The sequence below is a fragment of the Paenibacillus sp. EZ-K15 genome, from assembly GCF_002573715.1.
Taxonomy (GTDB): domain Bacteria; phylum Bacillota; class Bacilli; order Paenibacillales; family Paenibacillaceae; genus Paenibacillus_AQ.
Genome location: NZ_PDHM01000016.1, coordinates 792,704 through 815,979, shown reverse-complemented (window position 1 = coordinate 815,979; position 23,276 = coordinate 792,704). Strand labels below are relative to the sequence as shown.

At 46.2% G+C, this 23,276-nt stretch carries 21 protein-coding genes and 1 pseudogene; 18 read left to right on the top strand and 4 right to left on the bottom strand.

Annotation, left to right across the window (positions count from 1 at the left end; genetic code table 11):
• Together CRG97_RS33665 and CRG97_RS16155 are read left to right on the top strand one after the other, a co-directional pair.
• A partial coding sequence (locus CRG97_RS33665; RefSeq protein WP_237566431.1) for a DUF2268 domain-containing putative Zn-dependent protease occupies positions 1-507 on the top strand: 507 nt, incomplete at its 5' end.
• Positions 482-1,228: a MerR family transcriptional regulator gene (locus tag CRG97_RS16155; RefSeq protein WP_098744861.1), complete on the top strand. Its 747-nt coding sequence runs from the start codon at positions 482-484 to the stop codon at positions 1,226-1,228. The genes CRG97_RS33665 and CRG97_RS16155, both read left to right, overlap by 26 nt.
• Positions 1,229-1,534: 306 nt before the next feature.
• Here the strand turns inward: CRG97_RS16155 and CRG97_RS34220 are convergent, their stop codons facing one another.
• Entirely contained in the window at positions 1,535-1,726 is a 192-nt protein-coding gene (locus CRG97_RS34220) for an IS3 family transposase (protein ID WP_481856204.1), read from the bottom strand.
• 349 nt (positions 1,727-2,075) lie between these two features.
• On the opposite strand from CRG97_RS34220, the gene CRG97_RS16145 reads away from it, so the two are divergent.
• Positions 2,076-2,294: a c-type cytochrome gene (locus CRG97_RS16145; RefSeq protein ID WP_098744855.1), complete on the top strand. Its 219-nt coding sequence runs from the start codon at positions 2,076-2,078 to the stop codon at positions 2,292-2,294.
• Between the two features lie 434 nt (positions 2,295-2,728).
• On the opposite strand, the gene CRG97_RS16140 is transcribed toward CRG97_RS16145, so the two are convergent.
• Positions 2,729-3,358, bottom strand: a complete 630-nt coding sequence (locus CRG97_RS16140; RefSeq protein ID WP_098744851.1) for an SCO family protein — start codon at positions 3,356-3,358, stop codon at positions 2,729-2,731.
• Between the two features lie 276 nt (positions 3,359-3,634).
• Between CRG97_RS16140 and CRG97_RS16135 the strand changes: the two genes are divergently transcribed.
• The 6 genes from CRG97_RS16135 (at position 3,635) to CRG97_RS16110 (ending at position 8,076) form a co-directional block, all read left to right on the top strand.
• Positions 3,635-4,006 carry a hypothetical protein gene (locus CRG97_RS16135; RefSeq protein ID WP_098744848.1) on the top strand — a complete coding sequence of 124 codons (372 nt, stop codon included), beginning with the start codon at positions 3,635-3,637 and terminating at the stop codon, positions 4,004-4,006.
• A 140-nt stretch (positions 4,007-4,146) separates the two neighbouring features.
• Entirely contained in the window at positions 4,147-5,331 is a 1,185-nt protein-coding gene (locus CRG97_RS16130; protein ID WP_237566430.1) for a right-handed parallel beta-helix repeat-containing protein, read from the top strand.
• Positions 5,328-5,912 (top strand): nitrous oxide reductase accessory protein NosL, encoded by a 585-nt coding sequence (locus CRG97_RS16125; protein WP_098744842.1) that lies wholly within the window; start codon positions 5,328-5,330, stop codon positions 5,910-5,912. The genes CRG97_RS16130 and CRG97_RS16125 overlap by 4 nt, the downstream gene beginning before the upstream one ends.
• Positions 5,909-6,730: an ABC transporter permease gene (locus CRG97_RS16120; protein ID WP_202618936.1), complete on the top strand. Its 822-nt coding sequence runs from the start codon at positions 5,909-5,911 to the stop codon at positions 6,728-6,730. The genes CRG97_RS16125 and CRG97_RS16120 overlap by 4 nt, the downstream gene beginning before the upstream one ends.
• The gene (locus CRG97_RS16115) at positions 6,723-7,472 is read left to right on the top strand and encodes an ABC transporter ATP-binding protein (protein ID WP_098744839.1); all 750 of its coding nucleotides are present in this window, start codon (positions 6,723-6,725) and stop codon (positions 7,470-7,472) included. The genes CRG97_RS16120 and CRG97_RS16115 overlap by 8 nt, the downstream gene beginning before the upstream one ends.
• A gap of 64 nt (positions 7,473-7,536) precedes the next feature.
• Positions 7,537-8,076: a redoxin domain-containing protein gene (locus CRG97_RS16110; protein ID WP_237566429.1), complete on the top strand. Its 540-nt coding sequence runs from the start codon at positions 7,537-7,539 to the stop codon at positions 8,074-8,076.
• Between the two features lie 843 nt (positions 8,077-8,919).
• On the opposite strand, the gene CRG97_RS16100 is transcribed toward CRG97_RS16110, so the two are convergent.
• Entirely contained in the window at positions 8,920-9,747 is an 828-nt protein-coding gene (locus CRG97_RS16100; protein ID WP_098744833.1) for an HAD-IIB family hydrolase, read from the bottom strand.
• Positions 9,748-9,832: 85 nt separating this feature from the next.
• Between CRG97_RS16100 and CRG97_RS16095 the strand changes: the two genes are divergently transcribed.
• The 6 genes and pseudogenes from CRG97_RS16095 (at position 9,833) to CRG97_RS33660 (ending at position 16,328) form a co-directional block, all read left to right on the top strand.
• Positions 9,833-10,816 (top strand): LacI family DNA-binding transcriptional regulator, encoded by a 984-nt coding sequence (locus CRG97_RS16095; protein ID WP_098744830.1) that lies wholly within the window; start codon positions 9,833-9,835, stop codon positions 10,814-10,816.
• A gap of 181 nt (positions 10,817-10,997) precedes the next feature.
• A complete protein-coding gene (locus CRG97_RS16090; protein WP_237566428.1) occupies positions 10,998-11,615 on the top strand; it encodes a TetR/AcrR family transcriptional regulator in 618 nt (205 codons plus the stop codon).
• Between the two features lie 19 nt (positions 11,616-11,634).
• The gene (locus CRG97_RS16085) at positions 11,635-12,858 is read left to right on the top strand and encodes a cytochrome P450 family protein (protein ID WP_098744827.1); all 1,224 of its coding nucleotides are present in this window, start codon (positions 11,635-11,637) and stop codon (positions 12,856-12,858) included.
• A 232-nt stretch (positions 12,859-13,090) separates the two neighbouring features.
• Positions 13,091-13,616, top strand: a pseudogene (locus CRG97_RS16080) (ABC transporter ATP-binding protein); the annotation flags it as partial.
• A gap of 635 nt (positions 13,617-14,251) precedes the next feature.
• Positions 14,252-15,175, top strand: coding sequence for an alpha/beta hydrolase (locus CRG97_RS16075; RefSeq protein WP_098744824.1), 924 nt, complete (start codon positions 14,252-14,254; stop codon positions 15,173-15,175).
• Between the two features lie 931 nt (positions 15,176-16,106).
• Entirely contained in the window at positions 16,107-16,328 is a 222-nt protein-coding gene (locus tag CRG97_RS33660) for a hypothetical protein (protein WP_098744821.1), read from the top strand.
• Between the two features lie 80 nt (positions 16,329-16,408).
• Here CRG97_RS33660 and CRG97_RS16065 read toward each other — a convergent pair whose 3' ends face one another.
• Positions 16,409-17,254, bottom strand: a complete 846-nt coding sequence (locus CRG97_RS16065) for an AraC family transcriptional regulator (RefSeq protein WP_098744819.1) — start codon at positions 17,252-17,254, stop codon at positions 16,409-16,411.
• Between the two features lie 114 nt (positions 17,255-17,368).
• Here CRG97_RS16065 and CRG97_RS16060 point away from each other — a divergent pair, with 114 nt between their 5' ends.
• From CRG97_RS16060 to CRG97_RS16050, 3 genes are read left to right on the top strand one after another with little or no spacing between them, the layout of a single operon-like run.
• On the top strand, positions 17,369-19,621 hold the full coding sequence (locus CRG97_RS16060) for an FAD-dependent oxidoreductase (protein ID WP_098744816.1): 2,253 nt from the start codon (positions 17,369-17,371) through the stop codon (positions 19,619-19,621).
• Between the two features lie 55 nt (positions 19,622-19,676).
• A complete protein-coding gene (locus tag CRG97_RS16055) occupies positions 19,677-21,221 on the top strand; it encodes a response regulator (RefSeq protein ID WP_098744813.1) in 1,545 nt (514 codons plus the stop codon).
• Positions 21,222-21,262: 41 nt separating this feature from the next.
• Positions 21,263-23,044 (top strand): sensor histidine kinase, encoded by a 1,782-nt coding sequence (locus CRG97_RS16050; RefSeq protein ID WP_098744810.1) that lies wholly within the window; start codon positions 21,263-21,265, stop codon positions 23,042-23,044.
• Positions 23,045-23,276: the final 232 nt, after the last annotated feature.

Genomic DNA, 23,276 nt, shown 5'->3' with positions numbered 1-23,276 from the left:
GGGTTTATCTGGGGTACACTCTTGCCAAATGAGTACACGATTCCTCGAATGAAGGCTGCGCTGGCGCACGAATGCAACCATAATGTGCGATATCAATTTATTGAGTGGGATCACACCGTTGATTTGGGCGAGCTCATTGTAAGTGAAGGATTAGCTGAAAACTATGCTACGTTCATGTTTGGAGAAGAATTGCTCGGCCCTTGGGTAACGAAAACAAATGCAGAAACACTGAACAGGCGCATTAAGCCCGTACTCCGAGAGCAATTGCAATTAACGGGGTTTGATCAATTTGCCCCGTATCTTTACGGTGACGAGATCGCAGAACTTCAGAACTTTAAACCGGTCAATATGCCGTACAGCGCCGGTTACGCTTGCGGATATTATTTAATCCAGTATTACTTAAGAAAAACAGGAAGAACGATCTTTGAGGCAACAATAACGCCTGCTGCTCAAATACTAGACGAAGTAAAAGGATTTTGGGATGAAGAAACCATTATTAGCGGTTAAAGATATTGTTCAGATAACAGGCATTACAGCTCGTACCTTGCATTATTACGATAGAATCGATTTATTTAAACCGACACATCTGACGGAAAAAGGGTATCGCCTATATGATCGAAGCAGTTTGGAAAAACTTCAAACCATTTTATTCTTAAAGGAATTGGATTTTTCCTTGAAAGAAATTGCGGACATTTTAAAGCTGACCAGGCAAGAACAGAAACAAATATTAAAGAAGCAGAGACAAACTTTATTATTGAGAAAACAAAGACTGGAAAACATCATGACTGCTCTCGATGAATACGTTTCGGGGAATGATATTAGTAATTTGCACATTTTTAGCCGTTCTTCCGTTTTGCCATTGAAAGAACAGTATGCCAATGAGGCAAGATTCATTTATGGCGAAACAGAGGCGTACAAAGTGTATAATGAAACGATGGGAAATTTATCAGTAGATGAAAAAGAGAAACGTTTTTCCGATATTGAAGAAATATATAAACAAATTGCGTCTTGTATCCATCAGGATCCTTCCTCCGATGAAGTGCAGCGATTAATCGAAGAGTGGAAAGAAAATCTAATGCAATTCATGACATGCGATGCAGAGTTACTGGCTTGCATTGCCCATACCTACAAATTCGATGCACGGTTCAAAAGCTACTTTAATCAATATGGCAGTGAGGATTTAGCAGATTTTCTTTACAGCGCAATTATGCAAAATATCAATCGGTAATCATCTAATGAATGGTAAATGCTCTACAATCACTCCCCAAGGTAGCTTGGACCATGACGATCGTCTATGTGGCCTACAAATGCATGACTCCGATAGTTATTGTAAGCTCGTAGGTCAATGGGGGCGTGCTACACCCGAAATTGACAAGAACTTGATTACCTAATCGATTAGAATAAAATCATATGACTTTGTTATCGCGGGACAAGAACATAGCCCCATTAAAAGCGCTATTTTAAACTTACCCCTGTCAAGTAGACAACCTTAAAAAAGCAGCCTTAAGCAACCTTAGTTTGGTACTCAACCGGACTAAGGTTGCTTAAGTTTTTGTTGCAAACGCTCGTGGTTACAAAAATGGATATATTGTTCAATCGCCTTTACGAGCTCTTCCTCGGTTAAGAAGGTATGGAGTCGAAGACATCCCGACTTGAGGTGTCCAAAGGAGCTTTCGATGCAGGCATTTTTCCAGCAGTTTCCCTTACCCGACATACTTACTTTCATTTTCTTGCGCTTCAAAAGGGTATAGTAATCCTTGTGGATATACCGGAAGCCTTGGTCGCTGTGGAGCAGTAGGTTGGTTGCGTTTATGTACAGATGCTTGCACGGTCTCCAGTACAAGCTTTATTCAAAGTGATCAATAAATTCGTTTATATATAGCCCTAAGGAGTCATTTTAATATATTTACAATTGAGAGAAAATGAGAAAATAATCTATTCGTACTGAAAAGTATTGGTAAGGAGGGCCAGATGAGAAAAAATCTTGGAAAATATGTGAGCGCATTAATTATAGTTGGATTATTGACAGCATGTGGAAGTGAAACGACTAAAGAGATTCAGCAACAACTGAAAATTTGATACCATCGGTTTACAAGCAAAACTGTTTGTCCTGCCACGGCAGCCAGCTCGAAGGAAAGTACGGACCCAGTCTGCAAACGGTAGGAAGCCAACTTACCGAGGAAGAAATCACGAACATTATTTCCAAGGGGGAAGGAGGCATGCCAGCCTTCGGTAAGCGTTTAGAGGAAGAAGAGATAGCATCCATTTCTGAATGGTTGTCGGAACAAAAATAAATTAAAGTTGCTTGAAGATCCGATAAAAACAGGCGCATGGTTAATTTTGTATGGACAATTGATGCTGTTAATCATTTGGTTGCCGACGCGATCTGGTTTGGTGGCGGCATTATGCTGTATGTGTTGATGTCATAAACTAGTTTTACCCTAGCTGCATGTTGAACGTATCCGGGTCCGTTTCATGCGCCTTCACTATAAGCAATGTCTACGATTCTCGCTAAACCTGACTATATTGATACTAATAATTCCGATTCTTCTTCCATTACCCGTGGTTGAGGGATCGCATATGTATAGGTGCCAAGAACTAAGGAGGTCCAGACCCCATTGATTAGTTTACTTATGATTCCGGAGGAAGCTATTTGACAGTTAATGGCTTCTGGTCGATAGAAGTCATTGTAACGGATTCCATAATTAAATAGGAACAGCAGTAGGATTTACGAATCCTGCTGCTGTTCTTTTAATAATGTCTTTATATCAGTCAAAATCTGTTCATTCTCCATATCTTCACCCATCCGGTAGATCTGCCGCACACGCTGCCTACCATCGATTAACAGCAATGAGGTGATGGAATGTGCAAACAATCCATCATCGAGGCGCACAATCGATAGATTATACTGAGAAGCCAGATCCTTTACTTTGTTTTCTTCTCCTCGTAGCAATGTCCATCCGCTCTGATCAATTCCCATCCGCTCTGCATATTGTTGCAATACCTCAGGTGAATCGTTCTCAGGATCAAATGTAATGGAAACGAACTCGACTTCATTGCCAAACTGTCCTTGCTTCTGAAGATCGGTTTGGAGTGCAACCATATTGGCGGTTGTAGCAGGGCAAATATCCGGACATCGGGTGAAAATAAATGACGTCAATCGTATTTTTCCGTCAAATTGCGCTTCAGTTACAGTTTCTCCATGTATATCAGATAAAGAGAACGCAGGAGAATTCATTTTAACTGGCAGAGCAGGTTTAAAAAAGGATGCAATCCACCAATAACTGATGGCAATGGTGATAATGATTAAAGCTAAAATAATATACCAACGCTTTGAAGCTTTACGAACAGGGATCATACTTTTTCTCCTTCGTTATATTGGTAAATTGCGGTTTTTATTGTATCGAATATCAAGGATTGTTTCTATGACTCTATTGAGCTATGTCATGCATTTGATTACCATGATCTTTCGCTTCTAGATCTTCCGCATCATAGGGTATATCTCGTTTTCTTTTGCAAGTCACAAATCTGTCGATTTTCAACCTTTGAAATGGCTCCATAGAGTTATAGGACAGAAGCATTTGAATTGCTAAAATGTGAAAGACTGACAACCGGGTTGGAGGGTGGTGATTGAATGAAGCAAAAATTAGTTTCATTTATGGCAGTGGTTATCCTTTTGGGTATCGTAACGGCATGTTCAGGCGAGGAATCCGTCGATTTGGAAGCTGTAGAAGTAGAGCTGTCTACAAAACCTGAAACCGTTATAGCGGGAAGCCAGGTCGATTTACAAGCTTTGTTCACTGGAATGAACGTATCTGACAAGGCACAGGCTACCTTTGATTTCCGGATTGGGGATAAACCGATACTCATTGAAGCTGTGAATGAAGGGGATGGTGTATTTAGCGGTTCGTTTACTTTTGCAGAAAAGGGGAACCAGACGGTTTTTATACACTTGTATGAGGACGATATCCATATTACTAAGAAGAAACAGGTAGAGGTGCAATGACAGTCAGAAGAAGCATGATGACCCTTTTTTTACTATGGTTTTTTTTGGCGTTATTGCATAGCAATCCAGTAAGAGCAGAAGATAAATGGCTTAATTTGCAAGCTTTATTGGACCAAGCCAAGCCAGGAGATACGCTTATATTGAAATCCGGCAATTATCAAGGCCCGATTACCATTAACAAGCAGTTGACGATACGGCCGGAAGAAGGTGGCACGATAGATCTGAGAAATATGAGTCACCAACCGGCCATCACGATAGAAGCTGACAATACGACGATTGCCGGACTCCGTATCACCGATGTAATGATCAAGGAAACGCCGACTGTGCTCGTCAAGGGTCATCGTGCTGTCATGGACAGGCTGCATATCCAGACTGGTGGAGATGGAATTTCAGTGCGTGACGCAAACGAAGGTACCTTGACGAATAATACGATCGATTGGATGGCAGATGGCGTGCAAATGGCCGACAAAGGCAATGGCGTAGATATATTCAATGGGCATCGTTGGAAAATAACCGACAATACGATTCGTGATGTACATGACGGCATTTATATGGAAAGCAGCGATGATATCCTCGTCTCAGGTAATGTGATCGAACGCTCTCGTTATGGCGTTCACTGCATGTACACAAATCGGACCATCATCGAGCGGAACAAAGGCAACCTGAATGTGACCGGGGCCATGGTGATGGCTGCTCGACAAGTATCTGTTGTCGGGAATGTGTTCACGAAGCAAAGTCAGAACGTAAACTCGCAAGGAATTCTGCTATATGACACACACGAGACGACCGTGACAAACAATACGGTTGATGGCAATCGGGTTGGCTTGTATGTGGAACTATCGACCGGAAACTTCTTGAAGAACAACCGAGTGAGTTACAATTTTGTCGGTATGCAGTTGCTGGAGTCAAGTGCCAATTCCATCAAAGGCAACCAATTTATTGGTAATGTGTCGGATGCACAGGCACGAGGCAGTGAGGAAAATTGGATTACAGAGAATTATTGGGACAATTTTCGGGGCATCGATGCGGATGGAGACGGGATAAGCGATATAACATATGGGATGAATCCGTTTTTCCAGGGACTCACAAAAAAGCGACCAGCATTTCAATTGTTTTTTCAATCACCGGGCATGGTATTCCTGGAAGGACTCTACCAGACGGATCGAGATCGCTGGACTACGGATAAGGCCCCGCTAATGGTTCCGCCCGGTAACGATTATCGAGGCGGAGACCAGGGAGGTTTAATAAAGACCGGACTTATGGGGTTCATATTGCTAGGGTGTACAGCCATTTTAATTTTATCGATGAGGAGACGTAATACATGAGAAAAGGGATTCAACTAACCTTAATTATGGTAGCTATGTTGCTGGTACTATCTGCTTGCGGAGGAGATAAGTATGAGCCGCAGGCTATCAACGTAAATACAGATGTATGTGTCATCTGCAAGATGGCCGTCAAAGACGACCAATACGCGACTCAAATCATAACGAAGGACGGTCAATCGCTCAAATTCGATGATATCGGCTGTTTAAACACGTGGAAGAAAGAGAACGGAACCGATACGATCGGCGCTGAATTCGTCCGAGATTATAACAGCAAACAATGGCTCCGTTATGAAAAAGCATACTATGCCTACGATCCTTCATATCAAACACCAATGGCTTATGGAATCGTCTCGTTTGAACAAGAAGCGGATGCCACAGCTTATATTGAAGAACAAGGCAAAGGTAAACTCATGACAGCGGAAGATCTCGCCAATCACTCGTGGGAGGTCAATCGGGATATGATGGATATGGGAGGGGAGCACGGTCACGATCATGATCATGCACCGGATCAGGAGCATGGTGATGATATGTCTGACCACAGCGCCGATAAGCAACCAGCAACCGGAGGACACGGCTCGTGAGTGAAATGGGTTATGTTGCCGTAAGAGAAATGAAGATCGGATTTCGAAATCCATGGGCCTATTCATTCATGGCCCTTTTCACCATGTTTATGGTAAGTTTATTGATTATTAACTCGCAAGGTTATGTAAGCGGTTATTCCGGCACTAGCGGCACCATGTTAAACCTGGCGTTATATTTGCTTCCTCTGATGGCGCTGATGTTGGGTTCTTTTTCCTTAACAGGCGAGAAGGAAGAGGGCAACTGGGAGCTTCTCTCAACTTATCCACTGGGTACCTGGTCATTTCTGGCTGGCAAGTATATCGGGCTTTCCATCGTCCTGTTATCCATTGTTGCCTTTGGATTTGGATTGTCGGGAGCAGCCGGTTGGCTTTCGGGGAGTGGTTTTGATTTTTTGACTTATAAGCAGCTTCTGGTCTTTTCGCTAGGATTATCCCTGTTTTTCCTCGGATTAGCCATGCTGATCGGTACACTCGCCCGCAATCGTTGGCAAGCACTTACGATCGCGGTAGGTGTCTGGTTCTTTGCTATCATTGCATGGCCATCTATTCTCATTGCATTGCTCAGCATGATGCCATATCCCTGGATCAAACCGGCTGTAACTACATTGACATTTCTTAATCCTGCAGAATTGACGCGTCTGTTTACCGTCGTCAAATTAGGTGGAGGCTCGACGCTCGGTCCGGAGTATTACGATTGGATGGTATGGATTCGTTCCACTTGGGGAACCCCGGTGTTTATTGGCGTGATGTTGGTCTGGATCGGCACAATGTTGGCCATCTCTTTTGGCTTATGGGAAAGGGGAAGAAGTCGTGGATAATCATCTGGTTCGGTTCGATGGGGTTCACAAATCGTTTAAGGGAAAGACGGTCATCGAGGATATACATCTGTATATCAGACGCGGGGAGGCCGTTGCTTTGTGCGGGGGGAACGGTGCAGGAAAAAGCACGTTGCTTCGCTTGGTGGCCGGTATTCTGCGTCCGACGCGAGGAGCCATCACCGTGAACGGTCACGATTGGCAGGAAAACAGACAAAATTATGCTCGACAAATCGGATATATGCCGGATGATTACCGATTTAGTCCAGGATTAACAGCAATGGAGACTATGTTGTTTTGGGCAAGGCTTCGCGGTCTTGGGAAAACTCGTGCCAAAGAGGTGCTCTCGATGGTCGGCTTGTCGGATACAGGTAGTAAACCCGTAGCTTCCTTCTCCAAGGGCATGAGGCAGCGGGTGTTGTTTGCACAAGCGCTGTTAGCAGAACCACCGCTGGTGATTATGGATGAACCAACCAATGGTCTGGATCCGTACTGGATGAACACCTTCGTTATGCTTGTGCGTCAAGCAGTATTTAATGGGCAAACGCTTCTCTTTTCAACGCATCAATTGGAAATTGCGGAAGCATTGGCGGATCGTATCGTTTTTTTACGGGATGGGAACGTGCTTCTGGACAGAAAGAGGGATGACATCCACCTAACAAACGAAACCGTGGGCATGCAGGAAGTATTTAGAGAGTTGTTCGGAATCTCAGGAGGATTCTCTAGATACGAAGATAAATTATAGTTGTGACAATCCCACTTTTTCTAAGGCTTTTTAGAGATAATAGATCAAGGAGTTTGTCTACATTGTGGGCGAGGAGTTTATATTGAATATTTTAATACGCAGAATCATTCATTATATGTTATTGGTTGTTATCCTACTGGGGGGAGTGTATGCGGTATTCCGATTCCAAGATGCTCCCCGAACTCATGCCGGTGTGGGGGATATTGCACTGCCGTTTTCCACAATGGATCTTGAGGGGAAACAAGTACGATTAACGGATTATAAAGGTAAAGGTGTTTTAATCAATTTCTGGGCATCTTGGTGTAATCCCTGTGTCAATGAGTTGCCGCTACTGAACGAGGCATATAAGATTGCAGGAGTTGAAATGCTTGCAATTAACGTGGGTGAGAAAACAGGTGGGGTTCAAAAATTCGTTGAACGGTATGAACTCGAATTTCCAATCGTTTTGGACAGTGACCTCAAAATTAAACAAACATATCAAGTAGTCGGCATGCCGCTTACACTGCTGATCGATGAGGATGGCACAATTATTGACAGACACGAAGGTGAACTGACCGAAATGGAGGATATTTTGAATTTAATGGAGCGGATTAAACAGGAGTAAGGTAATAAAAACCTGTAAATTATCAAGCATAGCTTCTTAAAGGGGAGTTTTGGTATATGAACCCAATTTCTTGAATCTATGTTATCGTTTGCACCTCAGAAAATTGCAATGATCGTCATGAGCAAACCAGATGATGAGAACATCCAACTCCAAAAATCGGTTGAACTATATGTTAAAAAATTGAATTTTTAAAACCCGTTGACATGGTCCGATTCCCGATTAGATAAGTGTCTAACTATGTTTTCGCAATTTCATTAAGCTCACGGGCAGGATAGCGTGACTTTTGTGTAGAAAATTAAAAACGATCGAATCCATTCACGATCCCCGGACAACAAGCGCTTGTTGTGCAACTTGTCTGTATAAAGAATCACGAAGAGAAACGGTGGAATCATTCATGAATCTTGAATGTCTTATGGCTATTACTATTTTGTTATTGAATCGATAAAGAGTTCGTGTGCAAGATCTAGCGATGCGCTTTGAAGTGCCGGTTCGCACGATTTACCGGGACTTAGATCGGCTAAATATAGCTGGGGCCTTTTGTTTCTTATACAGGGGCTGAAGGCTGATTTGAATAGGGACAGCTTGCGTTTAGACAGGCAGATGCTTACTATAGATGATCTCACCCCTCTCACTACCGCCCTGCGCGGACTGCACCCTTCCAATGCATACAGAGGTCTGGAGGAAGACATGCAATTGAATATGGGGCATGGAGCTTTAAAAGGGACCATGGGTGGTCTGTTGATAGGCTTGTTAAACCGTCAATATGTAAATACCGCCCTTCTCCGTAGAGGAAAGCGGCGGTATTTGTATTGTACAATAGCTGAGCAAACGTCATAATATGAATTACTCCCCAAAGAAATTTCTGCATACATGCAAAATTCCCTCGGCGTAAGGATAAGGGGCCACGTTGTTGTGGCATGACTTTGCCTCTGCCGTTGCGTTCTGGAGAAGATATCCATGGGCAACCACCCGAAGCATCTCGATGTCATTTCCACTGTCACCGAAGGCCAATGTTTTGGACAGGAGTACCTGACTATAATCCATCAGGAATTGCACAGCCGCTTTCTTTCCAGTTCCTGCGGGGATAAAATCGACATCATATGCGTGCTCCGGATCACCCGCCTTGGGATTGCAAATATTGATATTAATTCCGATCCCGTGATTTGCAGCCAGGTGCCTGATGATACTTATATCATATTGGGTTCTGGCTGCTGATACCGGATAATAATAGTAGTTCATTTTATATCCGGATTGACCAAATTGAGTCTGTTCGTGAAGGACAATGTTGAATGTTGATTTTAATTCGCTAATTAAATCTTCTACATCTCTTCGAGAGAATCCGGATGCTCTTATAATCTTTGCCCATGAAGGAACAGTGACCAGTTGTCCGTCAGGCTCGACTTCCCACATCTCTGTGCCCAGATTGCTCGCTATAAAATGGGGGAGCTGCGTCATACCGGCTATTTTCATTTTTGCTTGTATTTGCTGAACACTGCTTCCGGTGACCCAAGCTATCTTTACTTGATGATTTCTGGCAAGCTGCTGGAGGTATTGTTCCAGTTCGTACACCATGTTGAGTTGTTCAGGCAAACATTCATGCGGGTAATACGTTTCGTCAAAATCAAACAATATCAGATATTCGGTTACAGCGGGGGTATAGATGACTTCCATGAGTGTGACTCCTCCTACAGTTTGTTAACGATATCATAGTTGCAGGGAACGTTCCCAGGTCAATACTTTAGATGAGGTGTTAATTTTGCCCACCATAATTGATATTTCACGTGTAAGCGGTCTCTCCAAGTCGACGGTATCACGTGTGTTAAACGACCATCCTCATGTATCTGTTGAAAGCAGACAAAAAGTACAGAAAGCCATTACGGAGCTGGGATATGTCCGCAATACGCAGGGGGTTCAGTTGCGTCTACAGGCAAGCAATCATATCGGTGTGCTTGTCCCGGATGTGGAGCATCCCTATTTCAGTCAGCTTGTTAGTGCATTAAGTCGATCTTTAGGCTCAATGGGGTATCAACTTGTCATCTATCAGACCGAATTATCCCGCGAGTATGAACGTGATGTGTATGCTCGATTGTTACGTCGAGAAATGGATGCCGTGGTTATTGCTCATTCCCATTTCTCGGAAAGAGAAATTAAAAAATATATAGGTTCTTACATTGGAATCATATGCAACGAAGCGATGGACGGAGAGTTTCTCGATGTCTTTCGATTGGATGAAGAAGATGCGGTCTTTCAAGCAACAGCATATTTGCTGTCCAAGGGACGCCGTCATTTGTTTTTCTGTATGGATCACCTGACACTATTGCAAGAGAAAAGATGGAACGGGTTTCAACTGGCTCACCAACAATTCGGCCTAGAGTGTACGAAATCACAATGTTATACGGGTCTGGTAACTATGGAAGATGGTTATGCCTTGGGAGAACAATTATTTACTTCTGATCAATTGCCGGATGGAATGATAACAGGTAGTGACTTTGTAGCTACAGGTTTATTGAAAGCAGCAAAGCAAAAGGGGATATCCGTGCCTCAAGAAATGTCCGTCATCGGATTTGATAACCATCCTGTGGGATTGATGACTAATCCGGAACTGACCACATTAACCAATTGTATTCCCGATATGGTCAGGGATGTTACAGAATGTCTTACCCGGAGATTGAAGGGGATGCGATCTGCTCCTATAGCGAAAATCTACAAGACTTCTCTGATTATACGTAATTCTACTTAAAAAAAGTGAAGTGAAAGACAAAGAAAAAAGAAGGATAGTGAAATCCTTCTATCGGTCAGGAATGATACATGTCTGAAGAGGAATTGACGCAGGTGGATTTTTTTGTCATTTATATTGACCGACAGGTCAGCATCCTGTATGATTTTACTAACCAATTGGTCAGCAAATTCAAAAAGAGGTGATGAATCTGCCGATACAGCTCTACGAACGAGAGAAGATTTTGCAAGCCTGCTTATCCGTGTTTGCCCGCAACGGTTACAAGAACACATCAACGGAAATGTTGGCGGAAGCTGCCGGTATCTCCAAAGCTTTGATCTTTCATCATTTCACGAGTAAGAAGAAACTGTATCTTAGCTTAGTTGACCACTGCTTTGAGAAAGTCCGAACCGGCATCCATTACGATGAGTGGACGGAACACATCGATTTTTTTACAGCCATTTCTCAGTTAAGCCATGCGAAGCTCGACTATTTTCGAGAGCATTCTGATGAATGGAAGTTAGTATTTGAAGCATTTTATGCCACACCCGATGGCTTGAAGGAGGAAGTCGAGGATAAGTACGGTCAGGTCAGCGAAACCCGTCAAGCGATGCTCGTAAGGCTTTTCGACAAGGTGCCGCTTCGCGAAGGCATAAACCGCAAGCATGCATTCGAGCTCGTCATGGCCGTTACCAGACATTTCGAAACGAAGTTTCTGGAGGACACGAACGGTATGAACCATATTGATGAAACCTATGCCCGCAGCCTTATGAAGGAACTGGACGCTTTTTGTGACATGATCCGATTCGGTATGGAAAACTAAAGTAAAGAGGTGATCAGCCGTGAAAGGCATAACAAGCAACGATTTTGTATCGCCGGACACAATGCGTGATTTTAATGCGTTTTACCAAAAGCTGACCCAACATCAGGAAGGACTTTATCGGCTTGATGACTTTTTTGGCATGGGCGAAGCTTGGGTAGCCTTTCGGTATGAGGATGTCTCGGCAATTTTAAAGGACCCCCGGTTCCTCTCGGATCGGCGAAAGTACTCTTCACAGCAAAAAGCCCCAACCCAGAACAGCTCCGTCAATGAATTGCTTGAATGGTTCAAGAATATGCCCAATATGCTCACGGTGGATCCTCCCGATCATACCCGGCTGCGGCGTTTGGTCTCCAAAGCATTTACGCCCCGTATGATTGAAGAGCTTCGTCCGCGAATCCAACAAATTGCCGATGAGCTGCTGGATAAGGTAGCCACCCGGGGCAAGATGGAACTCATTTCGGATTTTGCTTATCCGCTGCCTATCATCGTGATATCGGAGATGCTGGGGATCCCCGGTCATCATCAGGCAGGTTTTCGCGAGTGGACCCACAAGCTGGCCCGGGCTGCGCTAAACCCCGGCCAAGAAAGTTTAGTCCAAGGAGCCCTTCAGGAGTTTATTGACTACATTCAATCTTTGATTTCCGAAAAGAGAGAGCACCCCGGGAGCGATGTCATCAGTGGGTTACTCCAGGCTTACGACGAGGGAGATAAGCTCAACGAGAACGAGCTGCTCTCCACTATATGGCTGCTCATTACGGCTGGACATGAAACGACCGTGAATTTGATCGGTAACGGAACCCTGGCGCTGCTTCAACATCCCGAACAAATACGGCTCCTTCAGGAGGACCCGGCCCTTTTGCCGGCTGCGGTTGAAGAACTGTTGCGGTATGCGGGTCCGATCATGATAACGAGCCGGGTCGCGGTTGAAGATATCGAAATACATGGCACACAAATTCGAAAAGGCGAGATGGTCGTGGTTTCGCTGGCCGGAGCGAATATGGATGCAAGCCGATTTGACGGGCCTGAGTGGCTGAACATCACAAGACAAGAGATCGATCATTTGGCCTTTGGTAGAGGAATCCATCTTTGCTTAGGGGCACCCCTTGCCCGCATGGAGGGGCAAATCGCGTTCAGCTCTCTATTGCGGCGTTTTCCCAACCTGCGTCTTGACGTTAAACCGGAGGACTTGACATATCATTACAGCACGCTGCGATCTTTGGTGAGCCTTCCAGTCCGTTTCTAATGCTGTTTCATATTCATATTAGAGGAAAAGTCCGCGATATGCTGCGGACTTTTTTTATTTTTGGAGTTCATTTCTTGTGGAGGGCGCACCCAAGCGCTCTCCGGTTTTTTGGCGCCTTTTATCAATTTAAGGCTGCTGTAAGGTTGGGATTAACATGCTGGAAGGTTCGGAATTTAACATGAGGGGTGTAAGCGATAAGTTACGAATACAACAAAGCTGAAGGAGATACCTCATGAAAACAATACTGCAAGCGGAGAACGTCAATAAAACCTTTGGCACCCAAGGAAACCAATATACGGCACTACACAATATCAGCCTTAGCATTGAAGAGGGTGAATTCGTCGGCATCATGGGACCTTCCGGTGCGGGGAAATCCACGCTGCTGAACAAATTTTCGACGATCGATACGCCGATCCGGGGAAATCACTATCGACGGGCACAACATCGTGACCATGAATGAGGAGAAGCTATCCGACTTCCGCCGCAATAAGCTCGGCTTTATTTTTCAGGACTATAACCTGCTCGATACGCTCACGATCAAGGAAAACATTCTGCTTCCGCTGGCCCTGTCCAAAGTACCGGCAGCGGAGATCGAACAGCGGGTTAACGAGATCGCCGACACGTTTGGAATCCGCGAAATTCTGGATAAATACCCATACCACATCTCGGGCGGACAAAAGCAGCGGGCGGCGGCCTCGCGCGCGATCGTCGCCCATCCGAGCTTGATTTTGGCGGACGAGCCGACCGGAGCCCTAGATATGGCCCGATTACCGATTAGATAAATATCTAACTGATTGAAACTCGGAGACAATTTGTTCAATAAATGATGATATCTCTGGACTATTTTAAATATATGAAACTAAAAATTGATTTTCGTATTGTTTTGGAGAAGAAAAATCGAAGTACACGGAGGTACAAAAAATGAAGAAAAAAATATTTTCCAATCGTTTTGGTTTCAGTAGTAACGCTTTTAACAGCGTTCGCTCTAGGAGGATGCTCATCAGATCAATCGATTTCTTCGTCAAATGAAAAGATGTTCATTCCCAGACTCTAGAACGTGTAGAAGTGACGACGTTGGAAAACAATGCAAGCGACAATACAATGAAAAGGACGAATCTATTTTATTAAGAGATAAGAAAGTATAAACATCCGAGGCTTAGCATCCTTATCTCGCAAGAGAAACTTCTGCTAAAGTCTGTCCACTGAGAAAGTACGTCGATAGACGATTTTATTATAACGAGCTGGAAGAAACGGTGTCGATCCCCCTATTACAAGTGACAAAGGCAGAGGATTCCAAGAAAAAAACCAATCAAAGTACAACCAGACGTTAATTCAAAGTGATAATTGAACACTCTGTTGTAAATTCAGTGAAAGTTTGAGGTATGGAAAATCTATGATCGTATCTTTTAAAGAAACAAAAATGGTACTTGTCTTGCTCATTTTGTTAGTAACCTTTACAGGATGCTCCGTAAAAATGCCTGTATCGTCAAATGAAGATCATTCTTCAACAAATATACCTCAAAATACATCCCCCACAACCGAGACCGGGAATGAAACACCACTTGCCGGAGTGACGAACACACCATCAAACCCACCGGTTGAGTATGATCCTGCCTGGCCGGATCGAACGGTGATGTCTTCTAACGGGCATCTTGTGAATAGTTGTGTTCCAGATGAGTTACGCGATAAAGCAACTACATTGACAACCAGTGATGGGGTGTATCTGTCAGCACTTGTGCTTGGTAGCGGAAATAAAGGAGTCCTGCTTGCACACGAGCAAGGCTATAACATTTGCTCTTTTCTTGACATCGGAACTGAACTGGCAGACAGTGGATATCTAGTCGTTATTCCTGAATATCGTAATCACGGTGCCTCACAGAATATTCAAGAGGATAATCAACATATAGATCGTGATGCAGATGCAGCCTTAAGCGAACTCAAACGATTGGGTGCAAAGAAAGTATTTTTGGCAGGAGCATCTTGTGGCGGTAGTACAGCAATCATTGCAGGCGTTCGTCAAGAGCTGCCTATTGAGGGGCTCATTATTCTTTCTTCTCCTGCACAATGTGGGCCCCATGATGCAATTCCAAGTGTCAAAAAGATTAAAGCGCCATCCTTGTTTGTTTTTTCACCTGGTGATTATGGAGGCTCAATTGAAAAAGAAGTGCGCAAATTATATCAAGCATCCGGAGCAACTGATAAAGAGCTAATTGTGGATGAGAGTGGTTATCATGGAACAGATATGTACCATAAGGGAGAGCACGGTGATGCATTAAAGTCCAAGCTCATTGACTTTGTTAAAAAGGAATTTAATTAAAGTAAACTCAAAATGAGGGTGTTTAATCTGAGGCGTCAGTGTTGGTCGGTATTTTCTCTTGGATCCTATTGATTTTTGCATTTTTGATATTTCATAGAAAAGGTAGTCGAAAAAAGAAACGAAGCAAGTATTTCATAACAAATGCATTATTCCGACAGGCAATTTTTAATCAAAGATTATAGAGGATAATACACTGCCATCATGGTTGTTTTTGTCCTTGTTTTTCCTTTTAAAGAAGATAAGTGCGATATGAAAAAGAATGGTTGTATTAAACGTTCGAGGCACGGTTTGTTGTAGCACCATTTTCATGAAAAGGACAAGAACATGGTCTTTTTACCGATTAGACACATATCTAATTATAATCGAGGAAAATGTCGAGGGACAAGAACATACTCCCAATGAAAGTCGCTAATTTAGCGGCTTTTTTGTGTAAAGGTCCAAGTGCTTGTCCCGAGCCGAGGACAAGCACTTGGACCGATTACCGATTTGACACATTAATTAAAATTCGACAGCTATTTCATTAAGCTCCCTCGAAATGATTCAGTTTCTTCACTCAGGATGTCACCTTTAGTACAAGTGACATAGAAGATTTAGGCTAGGGAAGTTCACGGGGAGGCTGTTAAAGGCATGCGGGAATAGAGGGAAGAAAAAAAGAGCCTTTTCTATTGATGAAATATTCGATAATAAATATGGATGATATACACATAGAAACTGCCAAAAATATAGATAGTGAGCGATTAAAACGCCTCTTTAATGAATAGGTATAGCGAATACGTAAAGTGTCCGATAACGCTTGGCAACGAAGGAAACGCAAATGGCTTACGTCACTTCTTCCAAGGGAAACCTATTCTTTCTGGTAGCTGCTCGTGCCCGAGATTGTTTACCAATGGACGCTGCATCAAGACGTGAATATAGGCGAGCCGCTTCGATTATGGTGAATTTACTCAATAATATTGTACAGCCCCGTCATCCGGATCGGCCGCTTAGCATCTGCGTCTCCCTAAGCGAGAGAGACGATTCGTGGTGTCCGACAACGGACAAGGCATACCACTGCCGGGACAGGAAGATCATCTTCGAGCGGTTCATCCGCGGCGAGAACAAGAAGCATGCCGTTCGCGGCCTGGCCTTGGCCATACGTTCAGCAGGCAGCTAACGCTTAGGGAAAGCTCGGAACAAGGAAGTGTATTTGTCCTTTCGCTTCCGACAATTGTATAGAGGGGATTGTGGCAGGCATTAGACCCGGTTCGTTTTCCGGTAAGCGGAAGGACTGACTTTCATCAGCTTCGTGAACACGCGGCTGAGGTAGAAGCCATTGTTGAAGCCGCAAGCTAATGCGATCTGCTCCAAATTCAGATGGGTATCGACGAGCAAGGCCTTTGCTTGCTCCAGCCTAATATGGCTTAAATAGCGCGAAGGAGTCATCCCCACGCTTCGGGTGAATCTGCGGGTGAGTTGAACGGGACTGATGCCCAGCTCGTCCGCAAGCACCAACATGCTCATGTCCTTATAGGCGTTCTGCTGGATATAGAGCCGTGCCTGTTCCATCAGAGGATCGGCAGGTTCTTTGTCTTCGCCAACCACGCCGGCCGCTATCGACTGCAAACAAAACAGCCAAATATCGTTCAGCGCATGGTTTTGCCAATAGCTCCGCTGATCGATCTCCGCGGCAGCTTCGTCCTGCCTCTTGAAATATTTCAAATTTTCGGCAAACCTCTCCTTATGCGTGACGGCGGGCTTGTAGGCAGAAGCCGCCAAACGAAGGTGGACGCTCTGCTCTGCCTCTTGCCCTGCAACCGCCTCTCCCGATATAGAGCCTAACGAAAATCCGATGAAATGAAAGGACGTCGCATGGATAACGTCGCGATGAAAATCGACGCCCGGCGGGCAAACGATGACGTCGCCCATCTGCGCCATTCCCTCGCTGTCGCCGATCCCATAACGGAAGCTGCCGCCCTCCACCGCAAATAGAACCCAATGTCCGTAGGTGTCCACGCTGAATTGAAATTTCTTCTTATGATTCCAAAAGACATGATGCATTAGGCTAGGATATAGGATGGAGCTTCGATTCGACGACGTCACCGCAATCAGCCTCCAGAATGAAATAAAGTATATGCCAATATGATAGCGCAGTGCATGTTAAATAACGACCCCCTCGATTAAGATGATATTAATTCTAGACTTGGGGTGATTCGATTGAAGTTTGAATTAGTAAAATCCGACATTACCGTTATTGGCGGAGGCTTGGCCGGCGTATGCGCTGCCGTTGCAGCCGCACGTCTCGGCCAAACCGTGTCGCTCGTGAACAACAGACCCGTACTCGGAGGCAATTCTAGCAGCGAGGTACGGGTGTGGGTATGCGGCGCTACGGCGCATGGCACGCAGCGTTACGCGAGAGAAACCGGCATCATGGGAGAAATGTTCGTCGAGAATCAATTCCGGAACCCGGATGGAAATCCGTATTTATGGGATCTTGTAGTACTCGAGACGGTCCGAGCAGAGCCGAACATTGCCTTGTTTCTCAATACGGATGTGCACGAGGTCGAAGCGGACGGCTCGGAGGAGGAGCGCAGCATTAAATCGGTCACGGGCTGGATGATGGGCTCCGAGCGGAAAATCCGGTTTGAAAGCGATATGTACATAGATTGTACAGGGGATGGCCTTGCGGGTTTTCTGGCAGGCGCAGAATACCGGATCGGCCGCGAGGCAGCAGCGGAATACAACGAGGACTGGGCGCCGGAGACGGCGGACGATATTACGCTTGGCAGCACGCTCCTGTTCTATACGAAGGAGGCCGATCGGCCGGTCAAGTACATTCCGCCGAGCTTTGCGAAGGACATTACGCAAACGGCGATCCCGATGAAGCGGGTCATTCGCAGCGGCGACTCAGGCTGCCACTATTGGTGGATCGAATGGGGCGGCGAGCTGGATACGGTGCATGATAATGAACGAATACGCGATGAGCTCTGGTCGGTCATTTACGGAGTATGGGATTATATAAAAAACTCAGGCAATTTCGATGCCGATCGCATGACGCTGGAATGGGTCGGATCGATCCCTGGTAAACGGGAGTACCGCCGATTCACAGGAGATTATATGTTGAACCAAAACGATATTATCGCGCAGGAGCCCTTCGCCGATCGCATCGCCTTCGGGGGCTGGTCGATAGATCTTCATCCGCCGCAAGGCATGTATTCGACAGAGAGCGGTTCAAAGCATTTATTTTCTGACGGCATCTATCATATTCCATTTCGGTGTCTGTACTCCAGCAATGTCAGCAATCTGATGTTCGCAGGCCGCGATATCAGTGCAACTCACGTCGCATTCGGTACGACGAGGGTAATGGCAACCTGTGCCGTCATCGGTGAAGCAGCCGGAAGCGGCGCCGCACTGTGCGTGCAGAAAGGGATATCGCCGCGTGCGCTCCACCGTGACCATATGAACGACCTGCAGCAGACGATGCTCAGGCAGGATGCGTCGATTATCGGGATCGCGGCAGACGACCCTTACGATCACGCCAAATCGGCCCGTATTACGGCATCCAGCACAATGACCAAAGTTTCGCTGACGGACTCAACCTATACGCATCCGTTGGACAAAGAACTGGGCATCCTGTTTCCAGTGAATCCCTCGCTTGAATCAGTTGCGCTGCTGATCGATGCGGCTAAGGCAGCTACACTTGAAGTGGAGCTGTGGCATACGGATAAAGGTGAAAACTACGTGCCAAAGCAGATGGTAGCTGAAGCATCGGTGTCAGTAGCCGAAGGTACCGGGCAGTGGGTTAAGCTGGACTTAGTTTGGCAGCCTGATGCAGCCTGCAATGCATTCCTTATTATTAAGGCGAACGAAGCGATTCAGCTTCACGGATCGGACTGTCCGATGACCGGCGTGCTGTGCTTTGAGAAGGGGCCAAAGCCGATCGTCTCTACTCTTTTGGAGGATCGTCAGCCGGATCAGCCGGTCGTACAGTGGAGCATGCGCCGTTGGAACCGCAAGCCGCTATGTCTGCAGGTTACGCCAAATACGGAAGCGTACGCTGCCGCATCGGTAACGGACGGGTATATTCGGCCGTTCGCCGGTCCGCATTTATGGATGTCCGAGCCAATGTCTCCAGGCAAACCGGAATGGCTGCAGCTGGAGTGGGCTGAAGTGCAATCGATCGCCGAGGTCCACGTCACCTTTAACGACGACGTTAATGAAGACTTAATAAATTTGCACCATCATCGCACCGCTTTCGAAGCGATTCCCGAGCTCGTCCGAGCTTATCGGATAGAGGCGCTCATCGGTGAGGAATGGGTCACACTGGCTGAAGAGAAGCACAACCATAAGCGCAAAAAAGTGCATAAGCTGAGCCGTTCCATCTCGTCACATACGATTAGACTATGGATCGACGAAACGAACGGAGGACCACGCGCGGAGGTTGCCGAAATAAGAGTCTATGCTCTATAATGGAATAAATTATATGACAGCGCTTTCAATTTATGGGCACAAAGGAGAGGATATCATGGTCATAAAGCCGCTTGGCGTATTGATCGTCGAAGATGAAATTCCTCTGCGGGAAGAGCTTCGGATATTTCCATGGGAGGCGTGCGGAGCCGAATGGATAGGGGAAGCGAGCAACGGCTCGGAAGCAATGCAGCTATGTGCTGAACGAACGCCAGATGTCGTGATAACGGATATTACGATGCCGGTTATGGACGGCATTGCTCTCATTCGGGAACTCCGGAAGCGGCACCCGAACGTTCAGATCATATTGTTAACCTGTCACAGCGATTTTCATTACGTACAAGAAGCGCTCCGTCTTGGAGCGCTTGAATATATTTTGAAGGTGTCATTGGAGGAAGAAGAGCTTAAGCAGGCGATGGACAAAGTGAGAGCTGCCGTCGTCAAGGAGCGCATGGTGCAGGAGCATGCGAGAAGGGAACAGAGGCAGCTGCAAGCCGCTTTATTCGGCAAGCTTCTTCACGGGCAAGAGCCAGCCGGCTCCGATTGGCAGTCGATGACGCTAAGCATAGATCGTCCAATTCGACTAGTAAGACTTCAGCTAGACCTTCCTCCATTAGCCTATCTACCTGTGAAGGACACGGTTCAGCAGAGGCTGACCGAGCAGGAAAAAAGGGATCCAAATTGGCTGACTTGGCTGACGGTAAGGGAGCGGGAATATTTTGTTCTGCTTGAAGGCAGAACTCATTCCGATACTGTTCTTGAGTCACTCCGCACGGTCGTTCAACATTTGACGGAGCTGTTGAATCGGGAAGAGACCAAGCAGGGGCGGTGGGCGAGAGTATGTGCCCTATTTAGCAAACCGGTCACATCGAAGGAAGAGATTGCATCAGTGCTCGCCTATTCGAACGAGTGGAAAGATGCGCTGTTTTACGACCGATGTCCCGAGGAAAGCGCTGTGTACGCTCAGCATTCGTTGCCACTATCGGATCTGACGGATAAGAAAACGAAGGAATTAAACGAGATGCTGAGAAAAGCATCATTGTCTCCTGCGAGCTTGAAGGAATGCTTGCTTGGCGAGTTCAGGGATTGGTGCATCGCAGAGCGAGTGAAGCCAAGTCAACTGAAGGAACGGATACTGCATTGGCAGGTTGACTGGCACAGGCAGCAAGAGGGCGCTGAGCTAAGCGCAGCCCGTATGGGGCTATTAATGGAAGCAGGAACGTTAGCTGAGATGATCGCCAATATTGTTCAGGATTTGGAAGCTGCCGAGCTAGGGAAGTCGCGTTCGCGCTTTGAGATTCGTTTGGCCGTGCAATGGATCAAAGACCATCTCAAGGAGCCGATCTCGCTGCCCGTTATTGCAGAGCAGGTAGGACTGAGCCCACATTATATCAGCAAATTGTTTCGCGAGGAAACGGGGAGTACGGTCAATCAGTATATTACCCGTCTTCGTATGGAGAAGGCGATTGAGCTTCTTAGGCATTCGAATAAGAAGGTATATGAGATCGCGGAAGAGGTCGGCATTCCGAGCTACCGTTATTTTACCGTTACGTTTCGAAATTGGACCGGGGTATCGCCGACGGACTATAAACGGAATGGCTGAAAGCACAGGAGAGAGAGAACGAGCGCGAAGGAAGGGTGGAAATGAAGAAACTGTTTCATTGGTATGCCAGCCTTGGCCTAGCTTCCAAGCAGTTTATTTATTTGTTTATCGTGACGCTGCTGCTCGTTCAAGTGCTTGCATGGCGCAACCTCCACGAGGCGGAAAGTCTGCTTCAGAATCAAGTCATTCGCGATGCCGTGCTGCTCGTCAGCCGGACGAATCAATATATCGATGCAAGTTTGGATAATGTGGAAAATATGCTGCTGCTACTCTCGACCCGCGCCGATTTGCTGGAGGAAGGGAATGAGGAGGCAGCCGTGGAGACGCTTCGCAAGTTCGCGGGGATAAACAACTCCATTGCCAGAACATTGTACATGATTCGAGCGGACGGCCAAGTATTTGCAAGCTCGCAGGTCGTTTATGACATCATCGGGAATCCAAAGCTGAATCAGCTCTATGAGCTGGCGCTAAATAACTACGGGGCTATTAACGTGAGCGAGCCTTATGATTCGCCAATGTCGGGGCGAACGCTTGCTTACGTATTGCCTATTGCGGATGCAGGCGATAAGGTGAAGGGAGTCGTAGTCGCCGAACTTAATCTCGATTTGCTCACGGAGCGTATTGCGCCGATGATCTATCAATCTTACATACTGTTCACGAAGGAAGGCAGCGTCATTAATCGGCTGGATTCCCGAGATAAGCTGCTCCCATTCCAAGCGGCCTCGTATCCGCCGAAGCTGGAGGAGAGCTTTCGCGGGCAGCTCGCCTTGCTCAAAGTCGGTGTCAGCGGCATAGAAGGTGATTCCTTGAATCCGCTCGTTGCCGTGAAGTCGACCAAAAACCGTCTAGGCTGGTCGCTTGCGGCGTTCATCGAAGAGGATTATTTCTATCAGGACCTGCAGAAGCTGAACAACAACTACCGGACCGCGAGTATCGTATGGATCATTATGCTACTGATCAGCGCGTATCTGCTCAGCCGATCGTTCACGCATCCGATTCGCCGATTTGTCGAGAAGATGGACCGTCTTAACAACTTTCAGGTCGTGGCGAAGCTGCCTGTCACGAGAATGGACGAAATCGGCAGGCTAACGCAGAGCTACAATGCCATGCTCGAGAGGATTCAGAATCTGCTTCAGAAGACGAAAAATGCGGAGGAGCAGAAGAAGGAATACGAGCTGAAGATGCTGCGAAGCCAGATTGCGCCCCATTTTCTGTATAATACCCTTGCCTGCATAAGCAGCTTGGCAAAGCAGCAGCGTATCGACGAGCTGCGCGATACGATTCGTTCACTGGTCAAGCTGTTAAGCTTCAGCTTCGACAAGCAATCGGAATACGTATCGCTTGAGGAGGAGCTGGAAGGGCTGCGAATGTACATGCATATTCAGCAGGTGCGCTTTGGGGAACAATATCAGTTTAAGATTGATATCAATCCTGACCTTCTGCAGTATCGCATACTTAAGCTTACGCTGCAGCCGCTCGTAGAAAATGCACTCTTCCATGGACTAACGCCGAATCACGGAGGGCTTATCGTCGTGAAAGGCAGGCTGAGGAAGGGTATTCTGAGACTCTATGTGCGCGATAACGGGATAGGCATCAGGCAGGAGAAGCGGAGGAGGCTGCTGTTGGAAAATCAGGACGGTGGGCAGGGCTCCATGTACCGGTTTACGGGCATCGGGCTGCGGAACGTGCATGAGCGGATTCGGATCCATCACGGCGAGACGTACGGCTTGCGAATCGGAAGCGCGGAAGGGGCAGGTACTGTTGTCCGCGTCGATATGCCCGTCCTGACGGAAAGCGACGAACGATTAGGTATTTGGCGTTAACCAATAACGATACCAAGGCTGTCACGTGGTTTCTTCTGACCATTCGTGACAGCCTTTACTCATTTATCGTTGATATTGATGCAGATGGATCCGTTATCGATGTTAATGATGATGAAGGAAATACGTACATTTTTTACGTTTTTGTGTATATCGAGGAGACGTCGGGACCTTTATACTTACCTTAATTGGAAGCGCATTCAAACCAGGGAGGGATACGATGGAAGCCAATCAT